The organism is Halodesulfovibrio spirochaetisodalis (assembly GCF_001672295.1).
In the GTDB taxonomy this organism is placed as follows: Bacteria; Desulfobacterota; Desulfovibrionia; order Desulfovibrionales; family Desulfovibrionaceae; genus Halodesulfovibrio; species Halodesulfovibrio spirochaetisodalis.
The window spans coordinates 145,439-172,209 of sequence record NZ_JXMS01000001.1 but is presented as its reverse complement, the minus strand read 5'-3'; the positions used below and the strand labels follow the sequence as shown (position 1 = coordinate 172,209).

The following is a 26,771-nucleotide window of genomic DNA, read 5'->3' as shown; positions in this document are numbered from 1 at the left end:
CCAGTGCCGCCATTCCATCTTTTCTTCATACAGGTAACAAGGTGCAATGCTGTGCGGACACAAAGCGCAAAACGAGATACTATCCTTATCGCATTCTTTATCATCCTTTCTGTTGTGCTCTGGAATATTCCAACACCGTTTGATGACAGAATTGATGAGAATGCAACGCAATCCAAAGGGCGCATTCTGTCCGTTGACAACAGCCAACTTCAGCACCACTCGCTTGTCACTGTCGGTGTACAGGTTCTTGATGTGGAAATTCTTGAAGGGAAGCATAAGGGAGAAACCTTCACGGTCAGCAACCAGCTGATGGGACGTCTGGATATTGATAAGGCGTTCACAGCAGGCGATACTGCGTTACTTGTTATGACCCATAAACCGGACGGCAGTATTGACTCCGTTGTTCCTCAAGACCATTACCGTATTGGTCTGGAAGTTACGTTGCTCTGTCTTTTCGCCCTGCTCCTTTTGCTTTTCGGCGGAAGAACAGGTGCCAAGGCTCTGCTCAGTTTTATTTTCACCGGTCTGGTACTCTGGAAGATATTCGTCCCTTCGCTGTTGCTCGGCATTGCCCCTATCTGGCTCGCACTGGCGGTTGTCGCTATTCTCACCGGAACAATCATTTTTCTTGTGGCGGGACTCACCCGTATGGGGACAGTAGCCTTTCTAGGTGCCATGCTCGGCGTTACCAGCAGCTGCATTCTGGCTGTATGGGCGACATCCGCCTTCAAACTGCATGGCGCGGTAATGCCTTTTGCTGAAACCTTACTCTATGCAGGCTATGCTCATCTGAATATTACTGAAATCTACGTAGCTGCAATCTTTGTAGCCGCTTCCGGTGCTGTCATGGATTTAGCTATGGACGTAGCAGCCAGCTTACAGGAAGTGGTGGATACCCACCCTGAAATAAGCAGAAAAGAAGCCCTGCTTTCCGGCCTCAGGGTTGGCCGCGCTGTTGTGGGAACAATGACAACGACCCTGTTGCTTGCGTACTCCGGTGGATATGTGACACTCCTCATGGCGTTCATGGCACAGGGCATTCCTGTCATCAATATTTTCAATATGATTTACGTTGCAGCTGAAGTGGTCAAAACTCTCATAGGCAGCTTCGGATTAGTTCTGGTAGCTCCTTTTACGGCATGCATCGGTTCTGTCTTGTTCACACAAAAACAAAAAAGTGCCCAGCCGCAAAAGCAACTGAGCACTGTACTGCATCAGTCATAGTGTAATCAGCTTACCGGAACCATCACAAGCTGCATGCCTTTTTCCGGTGTGTATTCCAAGGTCACATCGGAATCCGGTAATGCCCATAAAACTTTCCATTCTTTTTCTGGATCAATCCGTTCCGGCATAACTCCGTAAGGGGTACCGAAACGAGTACTCATTTTTTCGATATACGCCGCAATATCTTCTTTTGTTGCCAGAATGCGCGGGAGTTCATACGTCACACCCGACAAAATATTTACACCGTTTCGCTCCTTATATGCCATCCACACGAGACGAGAGTCTGCCAACTGTAAAGCTGAAGCGCTATAGCGCATTGCACCATCAAACGCCGCGCCTTCCGATTTGATACCGAATTTTTTAAGGTGCCCTTCAACCTTTGCCTGAGTCGCACCTTTTAACTCCATCCCCAGCAGTTCTGATTTTTTATCTGCGTTGGCTAAACGCGCCAAACGAACTTTTGATGCAACGTCTCCTCTATCAGCAGCAATGCGTAAATACTCTGCGGCCTGAGAAGGTGAAAACTTCATGTAATAATCTGCTAGTGTTGTACAGGCTTCTAAATACCCGTTACGGGCTGCTCTATCTGCCCACAGCAACACTTCCTCAGGCTCTTTTGCAAAGCCCGCCATATTCCATTGTGCCAACGCGTGCCCATTCTCCGCCGCAACACGAATCCAATGCCGCACTTCCTGATACTTTTCTTCTCTGGCTACCAGCTGGGACAGTGTATACGCAGCACTTGCGTCACCTTGCTCCGCTGCCTGCTTATACCAATGACGCGCCAGTGAACCTGTATCTTTCCATTTTGCGGGATTTTTTTCATAGAGCTGCCCGAGCACCCTCATTGCCTTCACATATCCCTGCTCTGCAGCTTTTTTCAACCAGTCCCGACAAAAGCCGTAATTCTGCTTCACACCGTTGCCACTACAATACCGCTCAGCCAGAAGATACTGTGCTTCATCCAGCCCTTTTTTTGCAGCTTTGGTATACCAGTTCACTGCTTTTTCAAGATTTATGGCAACGCCAAAACCCTTTTTATAGCAACTTCCTACTGCCTGCTGTGCCGGAGCATATCCGTGCTGCGCCGACTGCATAAAGTACCGAAATGCCTTTTGAGGATTCTGCTCTAAGCAACCGGAGACACTGTAGCACCAGCCGAAGGCATATTCAGCTTTGGGAGTCATCTCGGTTATGTCCTGTAGAATTTTGGCTGCTGTTGCGCATTCAAACGACTTCAACGCCTCCAGCGCAGAGTCTAGCTGCTGATCCTGCGATTGCGTTAACACCACTTCATCATTTCCCATGGCTACATGCGCAAGACAAAGTACACCTGCAAGAACACAACACCCGATTACACAATTTCTAAACAATAACGATGCAGTCATGTTTACCACCCTTTAAAATTAGCTATCCACCCAGCACTATAGAACAAAATCTTCCTATAAACATGTATAACTTCAAAAAAAGGGAGGTATCAGTCTCCTCAGGTTAGCGATATCCCCACAGAATACTGGAACATAAAAAAAGCCAAACTCTCACATACGATTACGTATGCTTCGAACTCGGCTTTTTTTATATTTCGTGTCCTGCACGGAATTGTCTTACTCTGACAGGTCAGGACGTTGTAAGCAGCCCCGGAAAAATTCTGTCTACCCTTGGCCTACCATTTACCACCTGTCAGTTTATGCCAGTCCGCAAGGAAGCTCTCCAGTCCCTTGTCTGTAAGTGGATGATGGACAAACTGCTGCAATACAGCAAACGGGACCGTAGCAACATCCGCCCCCACAAGGGCTGCTTCCAGCACGTGCATAGGATGTCGCACACTCGCCACAAGAATCTTTGTGGTATACCCGTAATTATCAAAAATCGTACGGATTTCCTCTACCAGATTCATGCCACTGTCACCGATAGCGTCCAAACGTCCGATAAACGGGCTTACATATGTGCCTCCTGCCTTGGCAGCAAGCAGTGCCTGTAATGGCGAAAATACAAGTGTTACGTTGGTATGAATCCCTTCACCGGAAAGCGTTTTTACTGCTTTGAGCCCTTCCGGCGTCATCGGGATCTTAACGACAACGTTATCACCCATCTTCTTTAAGTCATGCGCCTGTGAAATCATACCTGCGGCATCTTCGGCCACAACCTCCAGACTCACTGGCCCCTTAACTACATCTAATATTTCTCTAGCACGCACACGCCAATCACCGCCTTCTCTGGAAAGCAATGTAGGGTTGGTTGTCACACCGTCAATCAAACCCTGTTCTGTGGCAATTTTAATATCATCTATACTGGCGGTATCAATAAAAAATTCCATATCTTCCCTCTGAGTATTGTTTGGAAGTACGATACCCGCGCCTGCATTGCACGGCATTATAACGTATGCTTTTCGTACTTTTTTGATTTTTAGCTTGACTTTCCCAGCTGTTTTATACAAAAAACATCTCGCACTTAGCGATCACGTTTTTAAAAACATGGTCAAAAAGTACATATGATGGCGAGGTAGCTCAGTTGGTTAGAGCATGCGGCTCATATCCGCAGTGTCGGGGGTTCAATTCCCTCCCTCGCTACCATCTAGAATACATGGGTCATAGACAACAGTCTATGACCCTTTTTTTATTTTCAAAAGCGTATCCCATTCAATATAACACAACTACAAAACATCCACTTCAGACTTTTATTCATTCTTAACCAAAAAGCTTGCTCTTTACTTTCATCTTTACTTCCAGTTAACGCCACTTCAAATACATGTGTTTTACATTCAACATGGAGAACACATGAGATATATTTTTTTCTTACTAATACTGCTCACTATCCCGACAACAGCACTTTCTGACGAAATCATCGTCCTTGAGGATGATGATCCGGATGTAATCATCATTGAAGACAGACGTGATGAAGACCTGCTCGACGTTATTTTTGATGACGGCCCAGATGTAGTTGTTATTGAACGAAACGAGCCGGATGTGATCATTATTGAAGAGTATGATGAACCAGACGTAATTATAATCGAAGATTAGCCACTGTCTGCTTTTCATTCTCATTAAAAAACACACAGCTCTTCCTCATACCCCCAAAAGCCAAACTCTTTCATCCATGTACGATGTATTGAGTTTGGCTTTTCTTACTTTTATAACTCTGCATAACTTCGCTTCCTCAGAACAAGCATTGCCCTGCTGCTCACCTGCTTCCCTATAAAAACAACAGGCTACAACCGCATACCCTCAGCCAGACAATACAGCACGTCGCGCATGGAAAGTAATTAGAGGATTGACCTGTCACCATGCGAACTATAAAAATAGATGATTCAGATATGCACGTATTTCATTCAACTGAAGGACAAACATGAGACATCCACTCAAGGCTGTTGTTTTTGATTTTGACGGCACACTTGCCATCCCCACCATTGATTTCCATGAAATGAAGCGTAGAGCGTACCTTGCTGTTAAAGAAGTGTACCCCAACCTGCCAGACCTTGATGGACTTCCTCTTCTGGAATGGCTTGAAATGGCAAAACAACAGGCTGCAAGCGAACAGCTTTCCATTATGGCTCAAATAGACGAAGCAGCCATCGCTGCTGCAAAGGATGTCGAACTTGAAGCCGCAACCAGAAGCGACCTTTTTGACTGGGGACGCCCTCTGCTTTCCGAGTTACGTGATCGAAACATCACTCCGTGCATTGTCACCCGCAACTGCACAGAAGCGGTTCGCATTGTTTTTCCAGATGTTGACGAATACTGCCCAATAGTGCTCACCCGTGATGATGTGCCTTCTGTCAAGCCAGATCCGGATCACCTGCATAGAGCCCTTGCACTGGCCTGCTGTCCTCCGGAAGAAGCACTCATGGCCGGTGACCACATTATGGACATCCATACTGGCAAGGCCGCAGGAACGCTCACGGCAGGTGTCTGCACAGGAGAAGCAACCCGCGCAGATTTCGAGGCAGAGCAGCCTGACTTCATTGCAAAGGATTGTTGGGAACTGTTCCTGCAACTGACTTCAACTACATAGATCTTCTCAAAAAAATACACTCTTTTTTTAACAAATTGTCGTTTAATCACTAACTGGTACATCCTGCGGGCTACTATTGCAGCGTATCCCGCAAAGCCTATCAGGAGAAGATAATGAACGGCATACGACTGACAGCCTTTATCTGGCTAGTGCTAATAGCCTTTGCCTTACCTGCATACGCAGACATTTCCCCCAACCCTGCGACCAAACATACTATTCAAGAAAATGCACGCTGGTTAAAAATCCTGCCATTTGCGGATGAACAGGATTTCAAGGATGCAGCTAAGGGATTTATTGCCCCGCTCCCAAACAATGGTATAATCAAAGATGCTAAAGGTAATACCGTTTGGGACATGCAGGCGTTCCAGTTTATCCTCAAGCAAAAAAAAGCACCCAACACTGTAAATCCAAGCCTGTGGCGACAAATGCAGCTGGTCATGCAGGGCGGCTTATTTAAAGTTTGTGACCGTATCTATCAGATACGCAATGCAGACCTCTCCAACATGACGGTCATTGAAGGCGATACCGGAATCATCGTTATCGACCCGCTCATTTCTGCTGAAACTGCCAAGGCAGCTCTTGCGCTATATTTTGAACACCGCCCTGAAAAGCCTATCAAGGCTGTACTCTACTCCCACAGCCATGTTGATCATTTCGGTGGCGTGCGTGGCATCATTGATGAAAAAGATGTCCGCGACGGTAAAATCAAGATAATTGCTCCGGAAGGATTCACCGAAGCGGCAGTCTCAGAAAACGTGTATGCTGGTAACGCCATGAGCCGCCGTGCAACATACATGTACGGTAATCTGCTTCCTCCTTCTCCAGAAGGACAAGTGGGCGCAGGACTAGGAACAACGACCTCCACAGGTACCGTAACCTTGATTCTTCCGACAGACCTTATTACCAAAACCGGTCAAAAAATGACCATCGACGGTCTGGACTTTGAATTCCTTTTGGCTCCGGGTTCTGAAGCACCAGCAGAAATGCACTGGTACATCCCGCAGCTCAAAGCTGTTTCTGCCGCAGAAAACTGCACACACACCTTACACAACACCTACACACTTCGTGGTGCAAAAATCAGAGACCCTCTGGCGTGGTCAAAGTATCTCAATGAAACAATCGAAATGTGGGGCAAAGACGCCGAAGTGCTCTACGCTATGCACCACTGGCCAGTATGGGGAAATGAAGCTGTCATCAAAGACTTAAAAATGGCTCGTGACGGTTACAGATTCATTAACGACCAGACACTGCGCCTTGCGAACATGGGCTACACACCGGATCAAATCGCCGAACAGGTTCATTTTCCGGAAGCCTTACAACAGCACTGGGCAATGCGTGGGTATTACGGCACTGTCTACCACAACGTAAAAGCAACATACGTATTCTATCTGGGATGGTTTGACGGTAACCCTTCCAACTTGCATGTGCTGCCGCCAGTTGAAGCCGCAAAGCGATATGTTAAATACATGGGCGGCGCAGAAGAAATTCTTACTAAAGCCCGTAAAGCATATGAAAACGGCGAATACCGCTGGGTAGCTGAAGTCTGCAACCACATTGTTTTTTCAGACCCTTCCAATAAGGACGCCCGCAAACTCGTAGCCGACGCTCTGGAACAGCTTGGATACCAGTCTGAGTCCGGCCCGTGGCGTAACTTCTACCTCACAGGCGCACAGGAATTACGAAACGGGATAGAAAAGCTGCCAGCACCGCAAACAGCTTCTCCTGACTTTCTGCTGGCAATGAAGACAACCATGCTTCTGGATTATCTGGCAATACGCATCAATCCTGAACGGTCTGCCGGTAAAGACATGAAGATCAACCTTGCCCTCACGGACACCTCCGAACAGTACGTTCTTGATCTCCACAACTCTACCCTTTCCCATTACAAGGGGGCAGACAAAGATGCTGTAGTCACCGTCAATATGACGCGGGATGTGCTCAACAGGATATTCCTCAGGCAGACCACTGTCCCAGAGGCTATCAAGGAAGGAGAAATCGCATTAGACGGTGACCCGCAAAAACTCAAAGACCTCATCGCAATGATGGACACCTTCCCGTTCTGGTTCAACATTGTGACCCCGAATGCTCCATTGCCAAAGCAGTAGCTGGCAAGCTCAAAACAAAACACCACCACAGGGTGAATACCATAAAAAAAGTCAGGTGCAGTCGCACCTGACTTTTTATGCTGTTAAAATATCCTTATCTGCCAGATCGAAACAAATCTGTGCAGTGCAAACGCGAGAAAAACTCAAGGGTGGAAAATAGCTAGCCCTCTAAGAGGGTGTTTGTTTTTTCGAAGCAACACCGCCATGTGCAGGTTTGTCATCACGCTGAGTATCACCCTACAAGTAAGAGACGAACACCACCGCCCCATATTGTCACGTTGGCAAATTCACTGGCGGATGCCCGATGAGCAATGCCATGCAGTGCCCCGACCCGAATATACCGCTGGAACACTTCCCAATGCCCGCCATGAAGGAACTGCTCTGCAAACGAACAGATATACTGAGATGGTAATTCAATATTCCGTTCTGCAAGGGCAAAATCGATAAGCAACGCATTAGGGGCAACCCGTAAGCAATCACGCACCAGCTTCTCTGCCACTTCCGGCTCCACTTTATGCAAAGCAAAGCTGACTAAGCATAGATCATACGAACCATCTGCTGCTGTAAGAACAGGCTGAGAATCAGGTACGCTCTCACAAGAAGCAGATAATCGCGTACTCAACGTTTTATCATCAATAACATCAAGTTGCTCTACAACTGCTTCAAGCGCATCAGAGAGTGCATTGGTATTTTCGCCGAGAATAAGAACACGGCGGGCACGAGCTTTATCCACAAGCGTTACGGCCTGCGTAACAGTGCTGGCAACAAGCTTATTCCATAAAAATTGTACAGCAGCCTTCACGCGATCACCCCTTAGTTTCAACATCTGACGTGAGTACACGATACATTTCAGCACGGACAACCCGCTTCACTTCATCCATCTCGGATAACGCAGGCAGCGTATCAAGCAGTTGTTCCATTGCACCACGTTCAGACAGTAGTTCCATGGACGTTCTGTACTCCAGATTAAACACCCAGCTTGCAAGAAGCAGCTTAAAGTCATTCACGTATTGCATGTCTGCATACTTAACAGGTTTGCCGTGCAGAACATTATGTAAAATAACAGAGGTATATTGTGTTTTTCCTTCTTCCAACCCCAGCGTCACAACATCGCTTTTCGATCCGTCACGCGTAAAGTTAGAAACCAGTACAGGAAAAATATCCAGTTTATCGCTGTCACGGACAATATTGGAGGCCACACGGACGACTTCAGGAAGCCCTATGGGCAGCGCAAACTTATTATGCATTGCCACAGTCGCCCGTACTGCTTTCCGGATACTCTCAGGTTCACCTTGCAGCACCTGCTCTTGTCCTAAAATGCGACAGCCAAGCAAGCCGTGATTAACTGAGTTACGATCACTGTATGTTTTGTACACCCGATACTGCTCAAACCGCCCGACATCATGAAACAATGCCCCTAACAATGCCACTCGTGCAGTAACTGAATCCAGCGGCAGCGTGGCGACGATTAATCCCGCATTCTCAAATACACGCAACGTATGATCGTGCTTCAGGTCAATATATTGTTGTTCAGTACTGTCAGGCTGAGCATACCGCGCAACATATTGTGTAAACCAGTCAAGATATGGCGAGAGTTCCTGTTGCATTACTTCTCGGTAGGCTGCGCCTGTTTTTCAGCTTTTATTTTTGCCTCGGCATTGTGTGCGGCTTTTTCTGCAGCCTCCGTGGCCTCAGCTTCTTTATTCCACTCATCCCACTGCTTTTCCCTGAAAAAACCTTTCGGCCCAAAAAGCACGCGAAGATATGTAATAATAAACATAAAAAATATAAAAATAAGGGCATACTGCCCGTATTTTGTTGAAATAAAGTTAGTTACGGCTTCATCAAATGTCTTCGATTCCACAACACTCTGAATCCACGCTGTCACCTTTTCAAACACTGCAACCTCCGGTAGTACACCAACCCTTGTGCCTGTACCTGCAAATTCAGTTTTCCCTGTACACGCACTATACCACGACTAAAAAACATTTTTCTTTTTTTTCAGCTAAGTACAATCACACACAGGGAAATCCGGTTGTCCCGATGTGTTGAATCTGCTACGTTCAGTCGATATTGAATTGTACCAGTTACTCAGCAAAACAGATGCTATAAATACTGCTTTTAACCCTTCCACACTATTTGCGAACTATGTCAGATTTTGTACATTTACATTGCCATACAGAATACAGCCTTCTTGATGGCGCTATCCGTTTAGAAGACCTTTGTCAAAAAGCTTCTGAATTCAACATGCCTGCTGTGGCCATCACCGACCACGGCAACATGTACGGTGCTGTCTATTTTTACCTCATGGCTAAAAAAGCCGGACTTAAACCAATCATCGGGTGTGAAATTTATGTATCACACGGTGACCACACAGATAAATCCAGTGAGTTCGCAAAAAAACGCTACCACTTAGTCCTCCTTGCCAAGGGCAATGTCGGATACCAGAACCTTTGTAAAATAGTAACTGAAGGCTGTGTTAACGGTTTCCACTATAAACCGCGAGTCAGCAAAGAATTTTTGCGCGATCACAGCGACGATCTTATCGCACTCTCCGCATGTCTTGCCGGTGAAGTACCACGGTATCTGCTCAATAACACAATGGATGAAGCAGAAGAAATCGCCCGTGAGTACGCAGAAATTTTCCCAGACAGATTTTATCTTGAACTGCAGTCCAACGGCTTGAAAGAACAGGATGAGCTTAACGAGAAACTCATCGAGCTTTCCAAACGCACCGGCCTGCCGCTGGTTGCCACAAACGACTGCCATTACCTCAACGCATCCGACGTTGAAGCGCACGACACCCTGCTTTGTATCCAGACAGGAGCCAAGGTGCAGGATGAACGCCGCATGCGCTTTGACACCACAGAGCTGTACTACAAATCGCCTGACGAAATGAAAGCCGCGTTTGCTCATGTGCCGGAAGCCATTTCCAACACAGTAAAAATTGCGGACGAGATTGATATCAATCTCACTCTCGGTGAATATTACTTCCCTGAATACGACCTGCCTGAAGGCGTCACCATGGCTGACGAATTCAGCCGCATGTGCCGTGAGGGTCTTAAAAAACGCATTGATGTTATCCCGTATGAGATTGATGAAAAAGTCTATTGGGACAGACTGGAGCTTGAGCTCAAAGTTATTAACGACATGGGCTTTCCGGCCTACTTCCTCATTGTACAGGACTTTATTAACTGGGCAAAAGACAACGGTATCCCTGTAGGCCCGGGGCGTGGTTCTGCGGCAGGTTCCATTGTCGCTTGGGCACTGCGTATCACCAACCTTGACCCTATCCCGTACGACTTGCTCTTTGAACGATTCCTGAACGTGGAACGTGTATCCATGCCGGATATCGACGTTGACTTCTGCGAACGCCGTCGAGGAGAAGTTATCCGCTACACTATGGAGCAGTACGGTGAGGATAAAGTAGCGCAGATTACTACCTTTGGTAAAATGAAAGCCAAAGCGGTAATTCGCGACGTTGCCCGTGCGCAAGGTCTTACATTTCAGGAAGGAGATAAGATTTCCAAGCTTATTCCTGATGAAATGAAAATGACCATTCAAAAAGCACTGGTTGCTGAACCGGAGCTTGCTGACCTGTACCGCAATGACCCGAGCGTTACAAAACTTATTGATATTTCCCAGCGCCTTGAAGGATTGTGCCGCCACGCATCCACCCACGCAGCAGGTGTTGTTATCTCTGATAAGCCTATGGTGGAGTACCTCCCGCTGTATCGAGATAAGAAAGGCGGTCGTGTAACGCAGTTCGACATGAAAAAAGTTGAAGAAGTCGGTCTGGTAAAATTCGACTTCCTCGGCCTGCGCACCATGACTGTTATTCAGGATGCCGTGGACAACATCGGACTTGCAGGAAAGCCTCAGCCAGATCTCGACACCCTGCCGTTTGACGATGAAGCAACCTATGAACTGTACCAGCGCGGCGACACAGACGGTATCTTTCAGGTTGAATCATCCGGCATGCGTACCTACCTGCGCATGCTCAAGCCAAGTTGCTTTGACGACATAATCGCTATGCTTGCACTCTACCGTCCGGGACCATTGAACTCCGGTATGGTTGATGAATTTATTAAGCGTAAGCATGGTGAAGTGCCTGTTATCTACCCTCTGCCGTCTCTGGAAGACTGCCTGAAGCCGACGTACGGTGTTATCGTATATCAGGAACAGGTTATGCAGATCGCCCAGATTGTCGGTAACTACACCCTTGGCGGTGCGGACCTGCTGCGCCGTGCTATGGGTAAAAAGATTGCAGAAGCAATGGCGCAGGAGCGTACCAAATTTGTTGCCGGTGCAGCTGAAAACGATATTTCAAAAGAAAAAGCCGACGAAATTTTCGACTTGATGGAACAGTTTGCAGCTTACGGCTTCAACAAATCCCACTCCGCTGCATACGCACTTATCTCTTACTGGACCGCCTACCTCAAGGTTCACTATCCAGTTGAATTCATGGCTGCGCTCATGACTTCAGAGATGGGCAACCAGGATAAGGTGCTTAAATATGTTGCTGCATGCCGTGATATGGGCGTTGCGGTTAAACAGGCAAACGTTCAGGCATCTCGCAGGCAGTTTACTGTACACGAAGGCGAAGTAATCTTTGGCCTTGGCGCGATTAAAACAGTGGGCGATGAGGCAATCCGCGAAATTGTGGAAGCACGTGAAGAAGAAGGCGAGTTCCAGTCCATGCTCGACCTTACCTGCCGCGTTAACCTGCGAAAAGTTACCAAGCGCGTACTGGAAAACCTCATCAAGGGCGGTGCAATGGACTGCTTCGGCGTCTCCCGCCGTGGCATGCTGGCAGCGCTTGATAACGTTGTTGCCAAAGCCCAGAAAAAAGCAAAAGACAAAGATTCCAATCAGGTTTCCCTGTTCACCATGATCTCTGAAGAACCGAAAGTAATCGGTGGCATCGGGTTTGATTGTGAAGAACAGAGCCTTGAAGAATTTGACGATGAACAAAAGCTGCGTTTTGAGAAAGATGCTCTTGGGTTCTATCTTACAAGCCACCCTCTCCAGCCGTTCCGCCGCGAACTGCACAGACTGCACCTGCAACCTCTTGAAGAGGCAGTCGACCTTGATCAGGGCGGTGAGATCAAGTGCGCTGTGCTGGTTACAGCCATTAAAGAGCATATCACCAAAAAAGGCAGCAAGATGGCCTTTGTGGATATTGAAGACCTTACTGCATCCGGCGAACTTGTGGTCTTCCCTGAAGCATATGCAGAAGGCAAAGAGTTGTTGTACAGCGAACAGCCACTGCTTCTGACAGCACGCATCAGTGATCAGCAGAACAACGAAGATTCTGATGACGAAGATGCTGTAAAAGAAATCAAACTACTTTGCGAAAAGGTTGAGTCTCTCACAGAGGCGTGCCAGTGCAATCTGGAACCGACAACCATCGACATCCCGCACAGCAAATTATGTGCGCAGGCCATTGCAGAACTAAAAGAAATTCTACTTAAACATAACGGCCCGGTACCTGTGTATGTACGGGCTATGATCAGTGAATCTGATGCAATTTTCAGTCTGGATGAAGCCTACTCTATTCATCCCGGCCCACAATTCGAAAAAGACTTTGCCAACTGGAAAGGAGTTGTCCATGGCTAACGGTATCTGGCGGCTTACTGTGCGTTCCGATTTTGCAGCCGCACACGCACTTCGCAACTATGACGGTAAGTGCGAAAATATTCACGGACACAACTTTGCTGTTGAAGCTGTTGTGGAAGGCGACAAACTTTCTGATGATGTTGAAATTCTGCTTGATTTTAAGATCATGAAGACAACACTCAAAGAAGTAACAGAGCTTCTCGATCATAAAGATCTGAACTGTACTGCTCCGTTTGACACAATGAACCCGTCTTCTGAAAATCTTGCCCGTTTCATTTATCAGGAACTTGGCAAGCGCATTGAATCATACGGAGTGCGTGTCCACTCTGTGACCGTATCCGAAAAAGCAGCACAGTCTGCTACCTATCTGGAGTTGTAAACCATGATGGACTTGAACTGGCAGGTGATTTTTGAAATTGCTGTCACTCTCTTTCTGATTTTCGACCCGCTGGGCAACGCAGCTGTCTGCCTGCCTATGCTCGGGGCATTCACGCCAAAGCAGCAGCGACGCATCATGCTGCGCGAAGTTGTTATCGCCCTCGGAATCATTCTGCTTTTCATGTACCTCGGTGACAACCTCCTTGGGCTATTGAATATTCATCATTCAACACTCCGTATCGCCGGTGGCATTATCCTGCTCATAATCTCCATGAAAATGGTTTTCCCGCAGGGGAACGGTACACCGTCTGATCTGGAAAAAGACCCGTTCATTGTCCCTATTGCAGTGCCACTTCTTGCCGGACCTTCCTTGCTGGCAGCGATCATGCTCTATGCTGCCCGTTCTCAGGAAAACCCGCATGGTAACATTGAACTGCTTACAGCTATTTTTCTGTCATGGCTTGTGACTGCGATGATTCTGCTGTGCTCATCTTCACTCACCAAAATTCTCGGTCAGCGAGGGCTACGGGCAACAGAACGCCTCATGGGACTTATCCTCATCTTTATGGCTGTACAAATGCTGGAAGACGGTATCAGAATGTTTGTTGAGACATTCTAACAGTTGTCTGCAAATTCCATATACACAAAAAAATCTGCCCTCTTTTACACCAAAGGGGGCAGTTTTTTTATTCTATACAATACGTTATTCATTCTTCATACAAAAAGCAGTTACACTTAACTGCTATTACCATACCGCATACTCAGTAATGCAGTATCAAAACCAGCGATCTATGCTTACGTCCCCTATATAAAGGTCTGTACAACAGAAAGACAGTGTTCCACGGTCACATCCTTTTCACCCACCGGAGCAACATACCGTACGGCAGATTGAGCAGCTTCTGTACCCGCCAATTTAGCCAGTACCCAAGTTGCAAGATATTGTGATGCCATACAACCGCCTGCCGTAGCGACATTTCCCTCAGCAAAAAAGGGTTGATCCAGAACTTCTACACCAGCATCCTGCACCCAGGGCTTCGTGGTTAAATCCGTACAAGCAGGCATCCCGTCAAGTAGCCCCAGAGCTTCCAAAAGCAATGTACCGGAACACTGAGCACCTATAAGCTGTTTGTCCAAATCCAACTGCAATCTCTCAAGAATTTGAGCATCTTTTACAACATCTCGTGTACAGATACCGCTACCCAAAAGCACAACTTCTGCCGTATTAGCAAACTCTAACGGCTGCTGAGCTGCAATGGTTACTCCGTTCATGGACGTTACTGTATCGGCAGGACATGTTATCTGCACATTCCACCCAACATCTTTCATCCGATTCAAAATTCCTGATGCTATAAAAGAATCCAGCTCATTAAAGCCCTCAAATGTGACTATAGCTACATTCATACACACCTCCTTATGTAATAGTACTTACTGACCATAGAGCAGTACCACTGTCAATTCTTCACATTCCCCTCCATATATATTGGCAACAACACTGAAATAGAGCAAACACATACTATTATAAAAGCACTGTCTGCACATATTGCTGCACATATTCTACCTGCTAACAGCATGTTTTTATTCAATACCGTATTAGAGCAAAGACAACGCAAGCGCACTCGTTGTGCATCATGTGCAAAAAAAAGCACATATTTCTCATAATTCTAAGCAGATATCAGCCCCCAATCAACAACACCCCTGCAACATGCTAAAATTAAACAGTTTTAAAAAATGGCACACTGATTGCTAAATAGAATACAAGTGCAATGCAGTTTGCACCTGACATGATGAATGCATCATACAGATGTTTACTTTTTACATTGGTGTGAAAAGTTTTTTACTCTATCCGCTACACATCTGGTGCGTTGTGCATTATTAAATGCATTCATCATGCCATAAAAAACAACCATTGATTAATTTTTATTAATTAATGAAAACATAATAATAAAGCCAAATCCGTATACAGTATTGGTAGAAGCTAGTTATACAATACTATTAAATTAGCTCCTCAAAATAGAACATCCTTTTTACACGATGACTACGCATCGTTTTTTCTTGCACAGTGTGCCAAGCACGTTTCCTCCCTGTGCTCGAAAAAACACCAGAACTATAACAGGGAATAAGGACCCCTTTCCCCTCTTGTGGAAATCATGATTCCACCGTTACAACCTAAGCACTATCCCTCCTTCTCTCCTGAAGTTCCGACTTCAGGAGAGCATAAAAAGCAAATCGCAAGATCATAGAGAAAAAAAGGTGAGTTCATTCGAACTCACCTTTTTCTTTATCCTCAGGGTACTAGCGTTACCATGTGCAATTTTTATTCACCACTTGCTTATGTGACAATAAATTATGCACATGAGAACACTTTTCAGTGTATTTTTTAGACACTTCAATCCAAATCACTTGAGCAATATACCGTAACCTTCGACATAAAACGTATTCTTCCAATTGGCACATCAGTTGCTTTATGAAACATGAATTGCGAATAAAAGATGATCATCAAAAAAAACATTCAAATTCATCTAAATGAAATAAAAAACTACCCCTTGATACAAAACTGCAATGAAAAATACGCAGTACAAGAGTAGTCCTTATATACCAATAAAAATATGACAGCACCTGGAGTAAAACTTCCAGTGCTTTTCTGGAGAATAATATGCAATGCCCAAACTGCGAAACCGCGCTTACAATTATCAACCGCAAAGGTATCGATATAGAATGCTGCACAACCTGTGATGGTGTGTGGATGGAACAAAAAGAAATGGATAGGCTTTTGCAGCAAATGCTTTCTAAAAAACTTACAGACCAAAAGCCAAAACGTAGACAGTGCCCGTCTATTTCCCCTACCAGTGAAGAACACCTTGCCGAGTCCGGTAACGACTACGGAACATACTTCACATATAAGTACCACGGCTGCTACGGATTCCCCAATCCTCGCACCGCACGTACCAACCACCTTCTTATTAAAAGCTAGTCCTCCTTAGCTTGACTATATACAGGCAACCAGACGTATGCCTCATCCCCATGAAAAGCCAGTGACCATCCCGCACTGGCTTTTTTAAGACGCCGTTCCCACTGTATTTCCATAAAAAAAAGCCGGAGCAAATTGCTCCGGCTAAGGCTACTTACAACATCCTAAGCTGACAGATGGGAATAAATCTGTGCAGTGCAAGGAATACAAAAAAGTCTAGGACGACCAATAGATGAACATATGTGAGCGTCTGACTTTTTTTACCATGACGCCGCAATGTGCAGAATGGTCATTAATTTTCAACAAGCGGTTATGCTTCTTCAAAAAGAGCCTGTACTGCTCTTTTAATACCTTCTTCGTTAAGACCAAGCTGCTCACGCAACTCACCCTGCGCCCCATGCTCTACCCATTCATCAGGAACACCGAGACGCTTCACTCTACAGTTCCCAAGAGCCCCTTTATCTGAAAGCAACTCAAGCACTGCTGAGGAGAATCCACCCTGCAAGGCATTTTCTTCTATCAACAGCATGGCCTTATGTGTTTTTGCAAGCTCAATAAGCTGCTCTTCCGGCAACGGCTTAACACAGCGAGCATTGAAAACAGTCGCCTGCTTTCCAGTCTCTTTGGCAAGCTCTTTAACTGCTTCAAGGGCAGGATATGTTCTGGAGCCCACTGCAACAACGGCAACATCACTTCCCTCAAGTAAAATTTCACCAGTGCCAAGAGCAAACGGCTGAGCCTTTTCTTTCAGCGGGATTCCGTAGCCTGCACCACGCGGGTAACGAATTGCCACCGGCCCATCGTGTGCAAGCGCTGTTGCCATGCAGTCAGCAAGCTCTGCTTCACTGGACGGAACAAGTACCGTCATATTCGGAATATGACGCATGAAACTCAAATCAAACACACCGTGGTGGGTCGGGCCATCTTCTCCCACAATACCGCCACGGTCGAGACAGAACGTAACCGGCAGATTCTGCAAACAGACATCATGCACAATCTGGTCATACGCACGCTGCATAAACGTTGAATAAATAGCGACAAAAGGACGGTACCCCTGCGCTGCAAGCCCTGCTGCAAAGGTAACAGCATGCTGCTCACAAATGCCAACATCTACAAAACGTTCAGGAAATTTCTTTTCAAAACAGGCTGTACCGGTACCTTCCGGCATTGCTGCAGTAATAGCCACAATGCGCTTATCCTGCTCTGCAAGGTCACATAATGCATTACCGAACACTTCAGTGTAGGTCGGCACCGCATTCACTTTAGCAACCTTACGCGCCTGTCCGGTTTCCGGCACAAAACTGCCTACACCGTGGAAGAAAGTCGGGTTGGATTCAGCCGGAGCGTAGCCTTTCCCTTTTTTGGTAAGCACATGCAGCAATACAGGCTCATCCAGATCCTGATACAGTCTGAACGCACGCTGCAATGCTTTTATGTCATGGCCGTCAATCGGGCCCATGTAGTTAAATTGAAATGCTTCAAACAACATGCCCGGTGTGAAGAAACTCTTCAAACTATGCTCACTGCGTCGTGCATAATTGAGCATTTCCTCACCAATGGCAGGAACTGCGTTAAGGATGGTCTCAACGTCTTTTTTGAATCTGCGCACCCAGCGGGAGGACAAGTTACGGGACATGAAATGCGACATTGCGCCCACGTTTTTAGAAATAGACATCTCGTTATCGTTGAGAATAACAAGCATCTTCTTGTCCACATGTCCTGCCTGATTAAGTCCCTCGAAGGCTAAACCGGCAGTCATAGAGCCATCACCGATAATGGAGATTACCTCATTTTTCTTACCGGAAAGTTCGCGAGCAACAACCATCCCCAAAGCTGCGGAAATCGAAGTGGAAGAATGTCCTACCCCAAAGTGGTCATACGGACTTTCCGCCATCTTAGGGAACCCGCTTACACCGTTCTTCGTGCGTAAGGTATGGAAATCATCTTTTCGACCTGTGAGCAATTTCCATGCGTATGCCTGATGTCCAACGTCCCAGACAAGCTTGTCATGATCAAAATCAAAAACAGACATCAAGGCAAGAGTCAGCTCCACAACTCCAAGAGATGGAGCAAGGTGACCGCCCGTTTCAGAAACTACGGAAATTATTTCTTCACGCAGCTCCCCAGCAAGCCGTTCCAGCTGTGCGTGGTCAAGCTTGCGGACATCAGACGGCAAGTTAATGCTGTCCAGTAGACGAGGAGAAGATTGGCTCTTATCAGACATTATAAATCCGGGTGCTATGAGTTAGGAATGAAGCATCATACCATTTGCTGACAAAGGTAGTGTACTCTTTATGACACTCTGTCAACAATGTACTGGGCAAGCTTACGCAAAAATTGCGCTTCAACGCCGTCAAAGCCTGCAAGCTGCTCAACAGCATCATCCACAATTTTCTGGGCAAGCTCTCGGCTTTTTTCGATTCCAAGCATGCTCGGATAAGTGTTTTTACCTTGCTCAAGGTCACTGCCAACCGGTTTCCCCAATTCTTCCTCAGTACCGGTCTCATCCAAAATATCATCTACAATCTGAAACGCAGCACCAATATTAGCACCATATGTACGGATACGCTCCTGCTCTTCAACAGTAGCACCGCCTAAAATTGCACCACTCTCACATGAACAACGGATCAATGCGCCTGTCTTCATGGCATGCATAGTTTGCAGCTCTTCAAGCGAAACATCATCACGACCGGTAAAATCCATATCAAGTTGCTGGCCGCCCACCATACCGCCGGAGCCCGCCGCAACAGCCACAGTATTAAGCGCGGAAAGAACAGATGCAGCTGGAAGATGCTGTGCAGTCTCTGACATCAGCACAAACGCTTCAGAGAGCAACCCGTCACCGGCAAGAATAGCTGTTGCTTCATCGAACGCCTTATGGTTGGACGGCTTTCCCCGACGCAGGTCGTCATCATCCATGGCAGGCAGGTCGTCATGAACCAGCGAGTAGGAATGAATGCACTCAATGGCGGAAGCGAACGGCATAACATGCTCTTTCGATGCACCACACATGGCAGCCACAGCAAGGCAAAGAACAGGACGCAAGCGCTTTCCGCCTGCAAGGAGGCTGTACTCCATAGAAGCCAGCAGACGCTGCGGGATATTTCTATTGTGCAGACAGGTAGAAAGGTAGTTTTCGACAGAACCTGCCTCTGTTTTCAGCATGGATTTAAATTCCTGCACACTCATCATTGTCATGTTATTTTACCTGATCTTCACCTGCACCAGCAGATGTTTCTTCTTCAAAGGGTACTTCGCCTTCTTCTGTAAACAGACGAATCTCATTACGCGCATTTTCCAGCTGGGTACGGCATTCCTTCGAAAGGGTCATCCCTTCCTTATATAAGGCTACGCTTTTTTCCAAAGCCAGCTCACCGTTCTCCAGCGATTCAACAATCGTCTGGAGCCGCTTTAACTGCGTTTCAAAATTTTTCTTTTTAGCTGCCATCACGTACTCTCTTAGTTCTTTTCTGAAAAAAGCGGCATCGGATCAACTGATACACCAGCTACTTTCAGCGTAAAGTGCAGATGCGGCCCTGTAACACGCCCTGTTGCACCTACCTTGCCGATGACCTGCCCTTTTTTAACAGGTTCGCCCTCTTTCACAAGAAATTTTGACAAGTGACAGTAGACACTGACCACACCTTGTCCGTGATCAATATAAATTGAATTGCCGGAGAAAAAATGGTCATCAGCAATGCGTACCACACCGTCTGCGCATGCTTTTATAGGCGTTCCGGTTTTACCGCGCAGATCTATGCCGCTGTGCGGTTTGCGGGGTTTTCCGTTAAAGAAACGTTGCACACCAAATTCGCTGCTCACTCCACCATTAACCGGACGCAGAAACCCTCTGTCCCACATGCGCTCAACTTGAAGGCTGCTTAACATCTTCTTCACAACAGCTTGCTCACCGTAATGCCTGTCGAGATTCTTTTTACTCAACTCAACATACTTGCGGTTAACATTGAGATGCTGCTCGCGATACTTTTTGTGTTTTACAGGCACAGCACGGGTCACAGTATCTGTTCCCGAAACATGTTCTTCAATGGCAGAAACAGTCACTGATTTTTTTGAAAAGTCACGCGGAAGAGACAGCAACGCTATGGCACTATATCCATCTTTGTCCTGCACAGGATTTACCATCAATTCACGTGCATCCCATTTCAACAACACAGGAAACTCAGAATCAGAATGCACTGTAACCAAAAACGCCCTACCGTTCACTGCGTTCTCTGGTAACTCCATGCGGAGTGCTCCCAGTGCTGAAGTCGCACTGAGCAGAATAACGCATAGCAACATAACAGTACGTTTAATCAAACCTCACTCCCTTTCTCTACAGTTTCAACCTGTACACCCACAGAGCCGTCAGCGACCATTACATTAAGGTGTTCGCCCTGGGCGACATCTTCCACGCTGCGGACAAAAGAACCATCTGCTTTTTGCACCAGACTGTAGCCACGCTCCAGCGGCTTTGCCGGATCGAGGCTCTCAAGCATTATTGAAGCACGATCCAATTTGCGCTCTGCTGCTGCAAGCAGCGTTTCGCCGGCCCATTGCACCCGATTTTCCAGACTATGTATTTTTTGCAACTGATACGTAATAGCCTCTTCGCCAAAAGCCCGCCGAATACGTTCTTCACCATACTGAACAGTGCGTTCAGCCTGTTCAAACTTCAACGTAAGCGCCCTGTCCAGTCGTTCTGTAAGCCCCATGAACTGTTCATCAATACGGTTCAAACGTTGTACAGGAGACAGCCAGCCAAGGCCACGTTCCAGAGTATTCAGGCTATGCTCTTTGCCTCCAAGCTGTTGTTCTATTCGTTGCGCAAGACGAATTTCCAACTCATCCAACGACTGAACAAGCATAGAACGTTCCGGCCAAAGCAACTGCGCAGCATGGCTTGGTGTCGCTGCGCGAACATCAGCAGTCATATCGGCAATCGTCGTATCAACTTCATGCCCGACACCGGCAATAACCGGAATTCTGGAACCAAAAATATTCTCAGCCAGAGTTTCATCGTTGAATGCCCACAAATCTTCAATGGAGCCGCCGCCACGAATGAGCACAATCACATCTGCCCAGCCGTCAGCGTTGACCCTGTCCATTTGTGCTGCAAGCTCTCCAGCGGCAAGATCGCCCTGCACCAGTGCCGGATAAATTTTTATCTGTGCTCCCCAGCCACGAGAACCGGAAATGCGTAAAAAGTCCTGAATAGCTGCACCGGAGGGAGCGGTAATTACAGCGACTTTTTCAGGATGATACGGCAACTTCCGTTTGCGCATGGAGTCAAAGAAACCTTTTGCACTCAGCTTCTTTTTCAGCTCTTCAAACTCCATGAAGAGCTTTCCAAGCCCCACATCCTGCGCAAGCTCGACAACAAGCTGATAGCTGCCACGAGGCGGATATACATTCAATCTGCCTGCACACATTATTTCCGTACCATTCTGCATGGTGCGGGCAAGACTTGGTCGAGGACCGTCTTCAAAGACTTCACCGGTAAGGGGATCGAACCGCTCATCGCCGCGTTGGTTCCCCTTAAACCAGACACAATTCAGTACTGCATCTGCGTCTTTTAATGAAAAATACATATGCCCTGAAGCAGGGCGTGAAAGGTTGGAGACCTGCCCGCGCACCCATACAAACGGGAACGCACCCTCAAGAGTTTTCTTAAGGGCATCTGTTAATTCTCTGACTGTCAGTATCTTACTCATGTACGGGTCTCCGAAGGCTCTACTGGGAGCAAGTGTCTGCCCTGTATCTGAACTCAATCCGTGAACATTCTTTATTCCTGTTCTGGACGAGTAGAAAAACGCTCCTGCTGCGGAACAAGCGCAACAGGAGCATTATCTTTTATTCAGGTGCCATACAGCAATTACTTATTCTGCTTGCTCTCAAGCAGGTATGCATATGCTGTATAGACGGAAAGCTAACTGACTAGCCGATGTTCCATCCGGCGTAGACTTTTTCTTTCCATTCCTTGAATGCTTCTGCAAAGCCTTCAACCGGAAGTTCTGTTTTTTCACCTGTGCGACGATCTTTTGCTTCAAGAATACCGTTTTTAAGACCACGGCCACCCACAACAATCTGCATAGGGATACCAATAAGATCTGCGTCTTTAAACTTAACGCCCGGACGCTCTTTACGGTCATCAACCAGCACGTCAATGCCCTGCTCTTTCAAGAAGGTGTAGATTTCATCTACCTTGTCGTTCACTTCGTCACTCTTAATATCGAGGTTCACAACAAGTGCTTCAAATGGAGCAATCGGAGGTGGGAAGCAAATACCGTTTTCATCATGGTTCTGCTCAATGCAGGAAGCAACAACACGGGAAACACCGATACCGTAGCAACCCATGAGCATAACTTTTTCTTTGCCGTTCTCATCAAGGAAGGTACAGCCAAGGGACTCAGAGTACTTAGTACCGAGCTTGAATACGTGTCCGACTTCAATACCTTTTGTGAGGCTGATTCCCTTGCCGCACTTAGGACATACATCGTCTTCTGTGATGAGACGCAGATCTGCGTAACCGGAAAGCTCCACATCACGCTTCAGAGAAACGTGCTTAATATGTGCGTCCGCTTTGTTTGCACCAACGATCCAGTCTGTTGCAAGACGCAGTTCGTTATCAGCAAAGATACGCTTCACTTTCAAGTTTACAGGACCTGCAAAGCCGACAGGAGCACCAGTCCATTCGCGAACCTGTTCCGGAGTTGCCATTTCGAGCGTATCCGCATGAAGCAGATTCTTGAGTTTAACGTCATTAAGCTCTCTGTCACCACGTACAAGCGCAGCCACAGGCTCACCATCTGCATCAAACAGCAAAGTTTTAATAAATGCTGCTGCAGGTGCATCAAGGAAGCTGGAAACTTCTTCGATTGTGCGTACGTTCGGGGTAGAAACTTCTTCCATCGGGATGTCGAGCATGTCGCACTCGTCACCAGTGCACTGAATTTCAGCGCGCTCAACGTTTGCTGCATAGGAACAGGAATCACATACTGCAATGGTATCTTCACCTGTTTCTGCAAGCACCATGAACTCGTGGGAGAAGCTGCCGCCAATGGAGCCGCTGTCTGCTTCAACCGGACGGAACTTAAGTCCCATACGGGAGAAAATGGCATTGTATGCTGCGTACATGGCTTCGTAGCTTTCATCCAGACCGTCTTGATCTTTATCGAAAGAATATGCATCTTTCATGATGAATTCACGGCCACGCATAAGACCGAAACGAGGACGAACCTCATCACGGAATTTAGTCTGAATCTGGTACAGATTCATAGGCAGCTGACGGTAGGAACGCACTTCACCACGCACGATGTCAGTAATAACTTCTTCGTGTGTCGGTCCAAGACAGTAGTCACGGTTATGACGGTCTTTCAGGCGAAGCAGTTCTTTGCCATAAAAATCCCAACGTCCGGATTCCTGCCACAAATCGGCAGGCTGCACCATCGGCATGCTCACTTCGTTGCCGCCAGCGTTATCCATTTCTTCACGGACAATGGCAGCAGCTTTTGTGATGGAACGTAAACCAAGCGGCATGTATGTGTAGATACCGGATGTAAGTTTACGGATCATACCCGCACGGGTAAGCAGCTTATGACTGACAACTTCAGCATCAGCCGGTGCTTCCTTAAGCGTAGGAATGTAGAAACGACTCCAGCGCATAGCTATCCTTTATTTCGTTCTATAAGAAAATTATCTAATTCTTCCATAAAGGCGTTAAGCAAATTAGCTCCGCCTTTTACCGTTCTAATAACTTTTCCTTTGCGGAAAATAATGCCTTTATCTCTGCCACCGGCAATACCGATATCCGCCTCGCGTGCTTCGCCCGGCCCATTAACAACGCAGCCCATAACAGCCACTTTGATAGGCTCAACGACACCCTCAAGACGTTTCTCAACAACTTCAACAAGGTTGATAAGACCAATTTCGGTTCTACCGCAGGTAGGACATGAGATAATCTCCGGACCGCGGTTTCGCAGGCCGAGTGAGCGCAGAAGTTCCCATGCGACAGTCATTTCCTGAACAGGATCGTCCGTCAGGGAAACGCGCAAAGTATCACCAATGCCCTGCCAGAGCAATACACCAAGACCTACTGAAGATTTTATGGCTCCGCGCAGCAATGTACCGGCTTCTGTAACGCCGATATGCAGAGGGTAATCACATTTGTCTGCAAGTAACCGGTAGGAATCGATTGTATGCAGTACAGAAGATGATTTCAAAGAAATCTTAGTGTTATAAAAATCACGTTTTTCAAGCATGGCAACATGGTGCAACGCACTTTCTACCATTGCTTCAGGAGTCGGCCCACCAAATTTGTCCAATAATGCTTTTTCTACAGAACCGCTGTTGACTCCGACTCTGATAGCCGCATTATGTGCTTTGGCTGCAGCAACCACCTTATCCACATTCTTTTCACCTCCGATATTGCCCGGATTGATACGCAATCCGTCAACACCGGCTTCCAACGATTTTATTGCCAGTCTGTGGTCAAAGTGAATGTCCGCAATAACCGGAACAGTAATCTGTTCTTTGATTCGGGAGATAGCCCATGCAGCCTGTTCATCAAGAACCGCAACACGTACAAGCTCACACCCGCCGGCTACAAGTTCTTCGATCTGGGCAACTGTGGACTCTACATCACGGGTATCTGTGTTTGTCATGCTCTGCACAACAACCGGATGTTCACTGCCGATTTTCAGTGACCCGACAGTCACTTCCCGAGTCTTTCTTCTTTGTAAGGACATAGGTTCCTCTTACTCCTTCCCTATACAGAGCCATAAAACAATGCACACTGTCCTGCTTATGTTGTATTCGGCCTGCGCTTTAATGACAGAATACAACATATGGCAACAAGGCAGCATGTCCATTTTTTTACACTCTGCAAAACTATCGTCATCCCCCAAAGGATGTTTCATAATCAATCCATTCTCATTACTGCATTTCACATGGCAAGCCAAGTGTCTTGGAACATGGATTTTGTGTTGACAAAACACGATTGAATACTATTATCAACCAACTTCGCCAATAAAAAAAGAAAAGATTCCGGCTGGCTTGCTCTCAGCCTCTTTCATTACGAAGCCACGGTCGTAGGCACATTCTTTCTTTGCAATGATGGCGATCTTACCTGCGCTTGTGGAACTACCCAAAAGTACTCCATAAGCCCCCTTTTGTGACGGAAGTTATAGGTTCAGGAATCTATATTGCATTATTCCAAGAGATTGCTATATAGTCACCATAACCATCCGACACTAATAGATATTCAATCACAAATTACAAAGTGAGCAGATATGCACCTCGTAAAAAAAACAACCGCGCTTTTATTCATGACGCTCGTTTTTTTAGCCCTTCTGATTACAGCCCCGTTCACAAATAATGCGTTAGCCAGCAAACCTGTTGTGTTTGTCAGCATCCTTCCACAAAAGTATTTTATTGAACAGATCGCTGGAGATACGGTTGATGTTGAAGTCATGGTTATGCCAGGCGCCAGCCCTGCAACCTATGAACCACGCCCGCGACAAATGGCTAAGCTGGCTCAGGCAAAGCTGTACCTTGCTATCGGCGTTCCATTTGAACGCACATGGCTGCCGCGCCTTCAGGCAACAAATCTGGATCTTACCATTGTCCATGTGGACAAAGATCTTCGCAAGCTACCTATGGCCGCCAGTGCGATAGAAGCTGACGCAAGCCCGCGGGGCACATTGTTAAAGGATTACCGCAATGAGCATGCAGGTAAAACAGCGCATGATCATGAAGAGCATGGCAAAAAGCACGAAGAACATGAAGATCACGACAACCATGCTGCACATGCTGACCATGACGATCATGCAGGACATGAAGAGCACGCACAGCACACAGGACACAACGATAAAGCACATGCTCCTCATGAGCATCACGATCATGACCACGAAAAACACCATGATCATGAAGCTCATGGGCATGATCACAGCGGGCATAGTCATGCCGGCATGCTTGACCCGCATGTATGGCTTTCTCCACGCTGGGTAAAAGCTATGTCAAAGCCAACCCGACTGGCTCTGACCAAAATTGCTCCTGAACATGCAAAACAATACCGCATCAACACCCGTGCATTCACGAAAAGACTTGATGAGCTCGATAAAGAAATTCACGCTATATTTGCACCTGTTCCAATGGAAAAACGTGTATTTATGGTCTTCCACCCATCATGGGGCTACTACGCCATGACCTACAACCTGATTCAATTACCGATTGAATTTGAAGGAAAAGAGCCTACCCCAAAGGTTCTGGCTCAAATCACAGAGATTGCTAAGGAACGCCACTTGCGTACAATCTTTGTTCAGCCGCAATTCTCACAGTCCAGCGCCAAGACCATTGCAGCTTCTATCGACGGAACAGTTGTTACAGCAGACCCGCTTGCAGAAAACTGGGAAGAAAACTTACGCACGGTTTCTAAAAAGCTTGCAGCATCTTTTATTCTTTTTGAGTAA

At 46.8% G+C, this 26,771-nt stretch carries 23 protein-coding genes and 1 tRNA gene; 10 read left to right on the top strand and 14 right to left on the bottom strand.

What is annotated here, in order from left to right:
- Positions 1–51 precede the first annotated feature (51 nt).
- A complete protein-coding gene (locus tag SP90_RS00850; protein ID WP_066851598.1) occupies positions 52–1,224 on the top strand; it encodes a YibE/F family protein in 1,173 nt (390 codons plus the stop codon).
- Between the two features lie 5 nt (positions 1,225–1,229).
- On the opposite strand, the gene SP90_RS00845 is transcribed toward SP90_RS00850, so the two are convergent.
- Both SP90_RS00845 and fsa read right to left on the bottom strand, forming a co-directional pair.
- Positions 1,230–2,612: a tetratricopeptide repeat protein gene (locus tag SP90_RS00845; protein ID WP_066851596.1), complete on the bottom strand. Its 1,383-nt coding sequence runs from the start codon at positions 2,610–2,612 to the stop codon at positions 1,230–1,232.
- A 275-nt stretch (positions 2,613–2,887) separates the two neighbouring features.
- On the bottom strand, positions 2,888–3,541 hold the full coding sequence (gene fsa / locus SP90_RS00840; protein WP_066851762.1) for a fructose-6-phosphate aldolase: 654 nt from the start codon (positions 3,539–3,541) through the stop codon (positions 2,888–2,890).
- Positions 3,542–3,720: 179 nt separating this feature from the next.
- Between fsa and SP90_RS00835 the strand changes: the two genes are divergently transcribed.
- The 4 genes from SP90_RS00835 to SP90_RS00820 all read left to right on the top strand — a co-directional run bounded on the left by SP90_RS00835 (position 3,721) and on the right by SP90_RS00820 (position 7,340).
- A tRNA-Met gene (locus SP90_RS00835) sits at positions 3,721–3,797 on the top strand.
- 204 nt (positions 3,798–4,001) lie between these two features.
- Entirely contained in the window at positions 4,002–4,244 is a 243-nt protein-coding gene (locus tag SP90_RS00830; RefSeq protein WP_066851594.1) for a hypothetical protein, read from the top strand.
- A gap of 325 nt (positions 4,245–4,569) precedes the next feature.
- Positions 4,570–5,235 (top strand): HAD family hydrolase, encoded by a 666-nt coding sequence (locus tag SP90_RS00825; RefSeq protein ID WP_066851589.1) that lies wholly within the window; start codon positions 4,570–4,572, stop codon positions 5,233–5,235.
- A gap of 113 nt (positions 5,236–5,348) precedes the next feature.
- A complete protein-coding gene (locus SP90_RS00820) occupies positions 5,349–7,340 on the top strand; it encodes an alkyl/aryl-sulfatase (RefSeq protein ID WP_066851587.1) in 1,992 nt (663 codons plus the stop codon).
- Between the two features lie 232 nt (positions 7,341–7,572).
- Here the strand turns inward: SP90_RS00820 and SP90_RS00815 are convergent, their stop codons facing one another.
- From SP90_RS00815 to SP90_RS00805, 3 genes are read right to left on the bottom strand one after another with little or no spacing between them, the layout of a single operon-like run.
- On the bottom strand, positions 7,573–8,142 hold the full coding sequence (locus tag SP90_RS00815; RefSeq protein WP_066851585.1) for a hypothetical protein: 570 nt from the start codon (positions 8,140–8,142) through the stop codon (positions 7,573–7,575).
- Positions 8,143–8,146: 4 nt separating this feature from the next.
- Positions 8,147–8,947: an HD domain-containing protein gene (locus SP90_RS00810; RefSeq protein WP_066851583.1), complete on the bottom strand. Its 801-nt coding sequence runs from the start codon at positions 8,945–8,947 to the stop codon at positions 8,147–8,149.
- Complete coding sequence (locus SP90_RS00805) at positions 8,947–9,240, bottom strand: hypothetical protein (protein WP_066851581.1); 294 nt, start codon at positions 9,238–9,240, stop codon at positions 8,947–8,949. Before SP90_RS00805 ends, SP90_RS00810 begins: the two co-directional genes overlap by 1 nt.
- 248 nt (positions 9,241–9,488) lie before the next feature.
- On the opposite strand from SP90_RS00805, the gene dnaE reads away from it, so the two are divergent.
- From dnaE to SP90_RS00790, 3 genes are read left to right on the top strand one after another with little or no spacing between them, the layout of a single operon-like run.
- The gene (gene dnaE, locus SP90_RS00800) at positions 9,489–12,959 is read left to right on the top strand and encodes a DNA polymerase III subunit alpha (RefSeq protein WP_066851579.1); all 3,471 of its coding nucleotides are present in this window, start codon (positions 9,489–9,491) and stop codon (positions 12,957–12,959) included.
- A complete protein-coding gene (gene queD, locus SP90_RS00795; protein WP_066851577.1) occupies positions 12,952–13,338 on the top strand; it encodes a 6-carboxytetrahydropterin synthase QueD in 387 nt (128 codons plus the stop codon). The genes dnaE and queD overlap by 8 nt, the downstream gene beginning before the upstream one ends.
- Before the next feature lie 3 nt (positions 13,339–13,341).
- On the top strand, positions 13,342–13,956 hold the full coding sequence (locus SP90_RS00790; RefSeq protein WP_066851575.1) for a MarC family protein: 615 nt from the start codon (positions 13,342–13,344) through the stop codon (positions 13,954–13,956).
- A gap of 185 nt (positions 13,957–14,141) precedes the next feature.
- Here the strand turns inward: SP90_RS00790 and SP90_RS00785 are convergent, their stop codons facing one another.
- On the bottom strand, positions 14,142–14,738 hold the full coding sequence (locus SP90_RS00785; protein WP_066851573.1) for a DJ-1/PfpI family protein: 597 nt from the start codon (positions 14,736–14,738) through the stop codon (positions 14,142–14,144).
- 1,252 nt (positions 14,739–15,990) lie between these two features.
- Between SP90_RS00785 and SP90_RS00780 the strand changes: the two genes are divergently transcribed.
- Positions 15,991–16,308, top strand: a complete 318-nt coding sequence (locus SP90_RS00780; protein WP_066851571.1) for a TFIIB-type zinc ribbon-containing protein — start codon at positions 15,991–15,993, stop codon at positions 16,306–16,308.
- Positions 16,309–16,615: 307 nt separating this feature from the next.
- Here SP90_RS00780 and dxs read toward each other — a convergent pair whose 3' ends face one another.
- The 8 genes from dxs to SP90_RS16560 form a co-directional block, all read right to left on the bottom strand.
- Entirely contained in the window at positions 16,616–18,529 is a 1,914-nt protein-coding gene (gene dxs, locus SP90_RS00775; RefSeq protein WP_066851568.1) for a 1-deoxy-D-xylulose-5-phosphate synthase, read from the bottom strand.
- Positions 18,530–18,597: 68 nt separating this feature from the next.
- Positions 18,598–19,503 (bottom strand): polyprenyl synthetase family protein, encoded by a 906-nt coding sequence (locus tag SP90_RS00770; protein WP_157471148.1) that lies wholly within the window; start codon positions 19,501–19,503, stop codon positions 18,598–18,600.
- A 1-nt stretch (position 19,504) separates the two neighbouring features.
- Positions 19,505–19,753 (bottom strand): exodeoxyribonuclease VII small subunit, encoded by a 249-nt coding sequence (gene xseB / locus SP90_RS00765; protein WP_066851566.1) that lies wholly within the window; start codon positions 19,751–19,753, stop codon positions 19,505–19,507.
- Positions 19,754–19,764: 11 nt separating this feature from the next.
- Positions 19,765–20,622, bottom strand: coding sequence for a M23 family metallopeptidase (locus SP90_RS16855; RefSeq protein ID WP_082936224.1), 858 nt, complete (start codon positions 20,620–20,622; stop codon positions 19,765–19,767).
- Positions 20,619–22,016: an exodeoxyribonuclease VII large subunit gene (gene xseA / locus SP90_RS00755; RefSeq protein ID WP_066851564.1), complete on the bottom strand. Its 1,398-nt coding sequence runs from the start codon at positions 22,014–22,016 to the stop codon at positions 20,619–20,621. The genes SP90_RS16855 and xseA overlap by 4 nt, the downstream gene beginning before the upstream one ends.
- Before the next feature lie 223 nt (positions 22,017–22,239).
- Complete coding sequence (locus SP90_RS00750) at positions 22,240–23,967, bottom strand: proline--tRNA ligase (protein ID WP_066851561.1); 1,728 nt, start codon at positions 23,965–23,967, stop codon at positions 22,240–22,242.
- Positions 23,968–23,969: 2 nt separating this feature from the next.
- Positions 23,970–25,049 carry a flavodoxin-dependent (E)-4-hydroxy-3-methylbut-2-enyl-diphosphate synthase gene (gene ispG, locus SP90_RS00745; protein ID WP_066851559.1) on the bottom strand — a complete coding sequence of 360 codons (1,080 nt, stop codon included), beginning with the start codon at positions 25,047–25,049 and terminating at the stop codon, positions 23,970–23,972.
- Positions 25,050–25,313: 264 nt separating this feature from the next.
- On the bottom strand, positions 25,314–25,451 hold the full coding sequence (locus SP90_RS16560; RefSeq protein ID WP_157471147.1) for a hypothetical protein: 138 nt from the start codon (positions 25,449–25,451) through the stop codon (positions 25,314–25,316).
- A gap of 141 nt (positions 25,452–25,592) precedes the next feature.
- Between SP90_RS16560 and SP90_RS00740 the strand changes: the two genes are divergently transcribed.
- Positions 25,593–26,771, top strand: coding sequence for a metal ABC transporter solute-binding protein, Zn/Mn family (locus SP90_RS00740; RefSeq protein WP_066851557.1), 1,179 nt, complete (start codon positions 25,593–25,595; stop codon positions 26,769–26,771).

What these genes read in the sequence shown, in the direction of transcription:
- ispG (WP_066851559.1), bottom strand. Translation starts at nt 25,049, where the DNA reads ATGTCCTTACAAAGAAGAAAGACTCGGGAAGTGACTGTCGGGTCACTG.
- SP90_RS00770 (WP_157471148.1), bottom strand. Translation starts at nt 19,503, where the DNA reads ATGACAATGATGAGTGTGCAGGAATTTAAATCCATGCTGAAAACAGAG.
- SP90_RS00810 (WP_066851583.1), bottom strand. Translation starts at nt 8,947, where the DNA reads ATGCAACAGGAACTCTCGCCATATCTTGACTGGTTTACACAATATGTT.
- dnaE (WP_066851579.1), top strand. Translation starts at nt 9,489, where the DNA reads ATGTCAGATTTTGTACATTTACATTGCCATACAGAATACAGCCTTCTT.
- fsa (WP_066851762.1), bottom strand. Translation starts at nt 3,541, where the DNA reads ATGGAATTTTTTATTGATACCGCCAGTATAGATGATATTAAAATTGCC.
- SP90_RS00830 (WP_066851594.1), top strand. Translation starts at nt 4,002, where the DNA reads ATGAGATATATTTTTTTCTTACTAATACTGCTCACTATCCCGACAACA.
- SP90_RS00825 (WP_066851589.1), top strand. Translation starts at nt 4,570, where the DNA reads ATGAGACATCCACTCAAGGCTGTTGTTTTTGATTTTGACGGCACACTT.
- xseA (WP_066851564.1), bottom strand. Translation starts at nt 22,016, where the DNA reads ATGAGTAAGATACTGACAGTCAGAGAATTAACAGATGCCCTTAAGAAA.
- SP90_RS00740 (WP_066851557.1), top strand. Translation starts at nt 25,593, where the DNA reads ATGCACCTCGTAAAAAAAACAACCGCGCTTTTATTCATGACGCTCGTT.
- xseB (WP_066851566.1), bottom strand. Translation starts at nt 19,753, where the DNA reads ATGGCAGCTAAAAAGAAAAATTTTGAAACGCAGTTAAAGCGGCTCCAG.
- SP90_RS00780 (WP_066851571.1), top strand. Translation starts at nt 15,991, where the DNA reads ATGCAATGCCCAAACTGCGAAACCGCGCTTACAATTATCAACCGCAAA.
- queD (WP_066851577.1), top strand. Translation starts at nt 12,952, where the DNA reads ATGGCTAACGGTATCTGGCGGCTTACTGTGCGTTCCGATTTTGCAGCC.
- SP90_RS00790 (WP_066851575.1), top strand. Translation starts at nt 13,342, where the DNA reads ATGATGGACTTGAACTGGCAGGTGATTTTTGAAATTGCTGTCACTCTC.
- SP90_RS00820 (WP_066851587.1), top strand. Translation starts at nt 5,349, where the DNA reads ATGAACGGCATACGACTGACAGCCTTTATCTGGCTAGTGCTAATAGCC.
- SP90_RS00750 (WP_066851561.1), bottom strand. Translation starts at nt 23,967, where the DNA reads ATGCGCTGGAGTCGTTTCTACATTCCTACGCTTAAGGAAGCACCGGCT.
- SP90_RS00845 (WP_066851596.1), bottom strand. Translation starts at nt 2,612, where the DNA reads ATGACTGCATCGTTATTGTTTAGAAATTGTGTAATCGGGTGTTGTGTT.
- dxs (WP_066851568.1), bottom strand. Translation starts at nt 18,529, where the DNA reads ATGTCTGATAAGAGCCAATCTTCTCCTCGTCTACTGGACAGCATTAAC.
- SP90_RS00785 (WP_066851573.1), bottom strand. Translation starts at nt 14,738, where the DNA reads ATGAATGTAGCTATAGTCACATTTGAGGGCTTTAATGAGCTGGATTCT.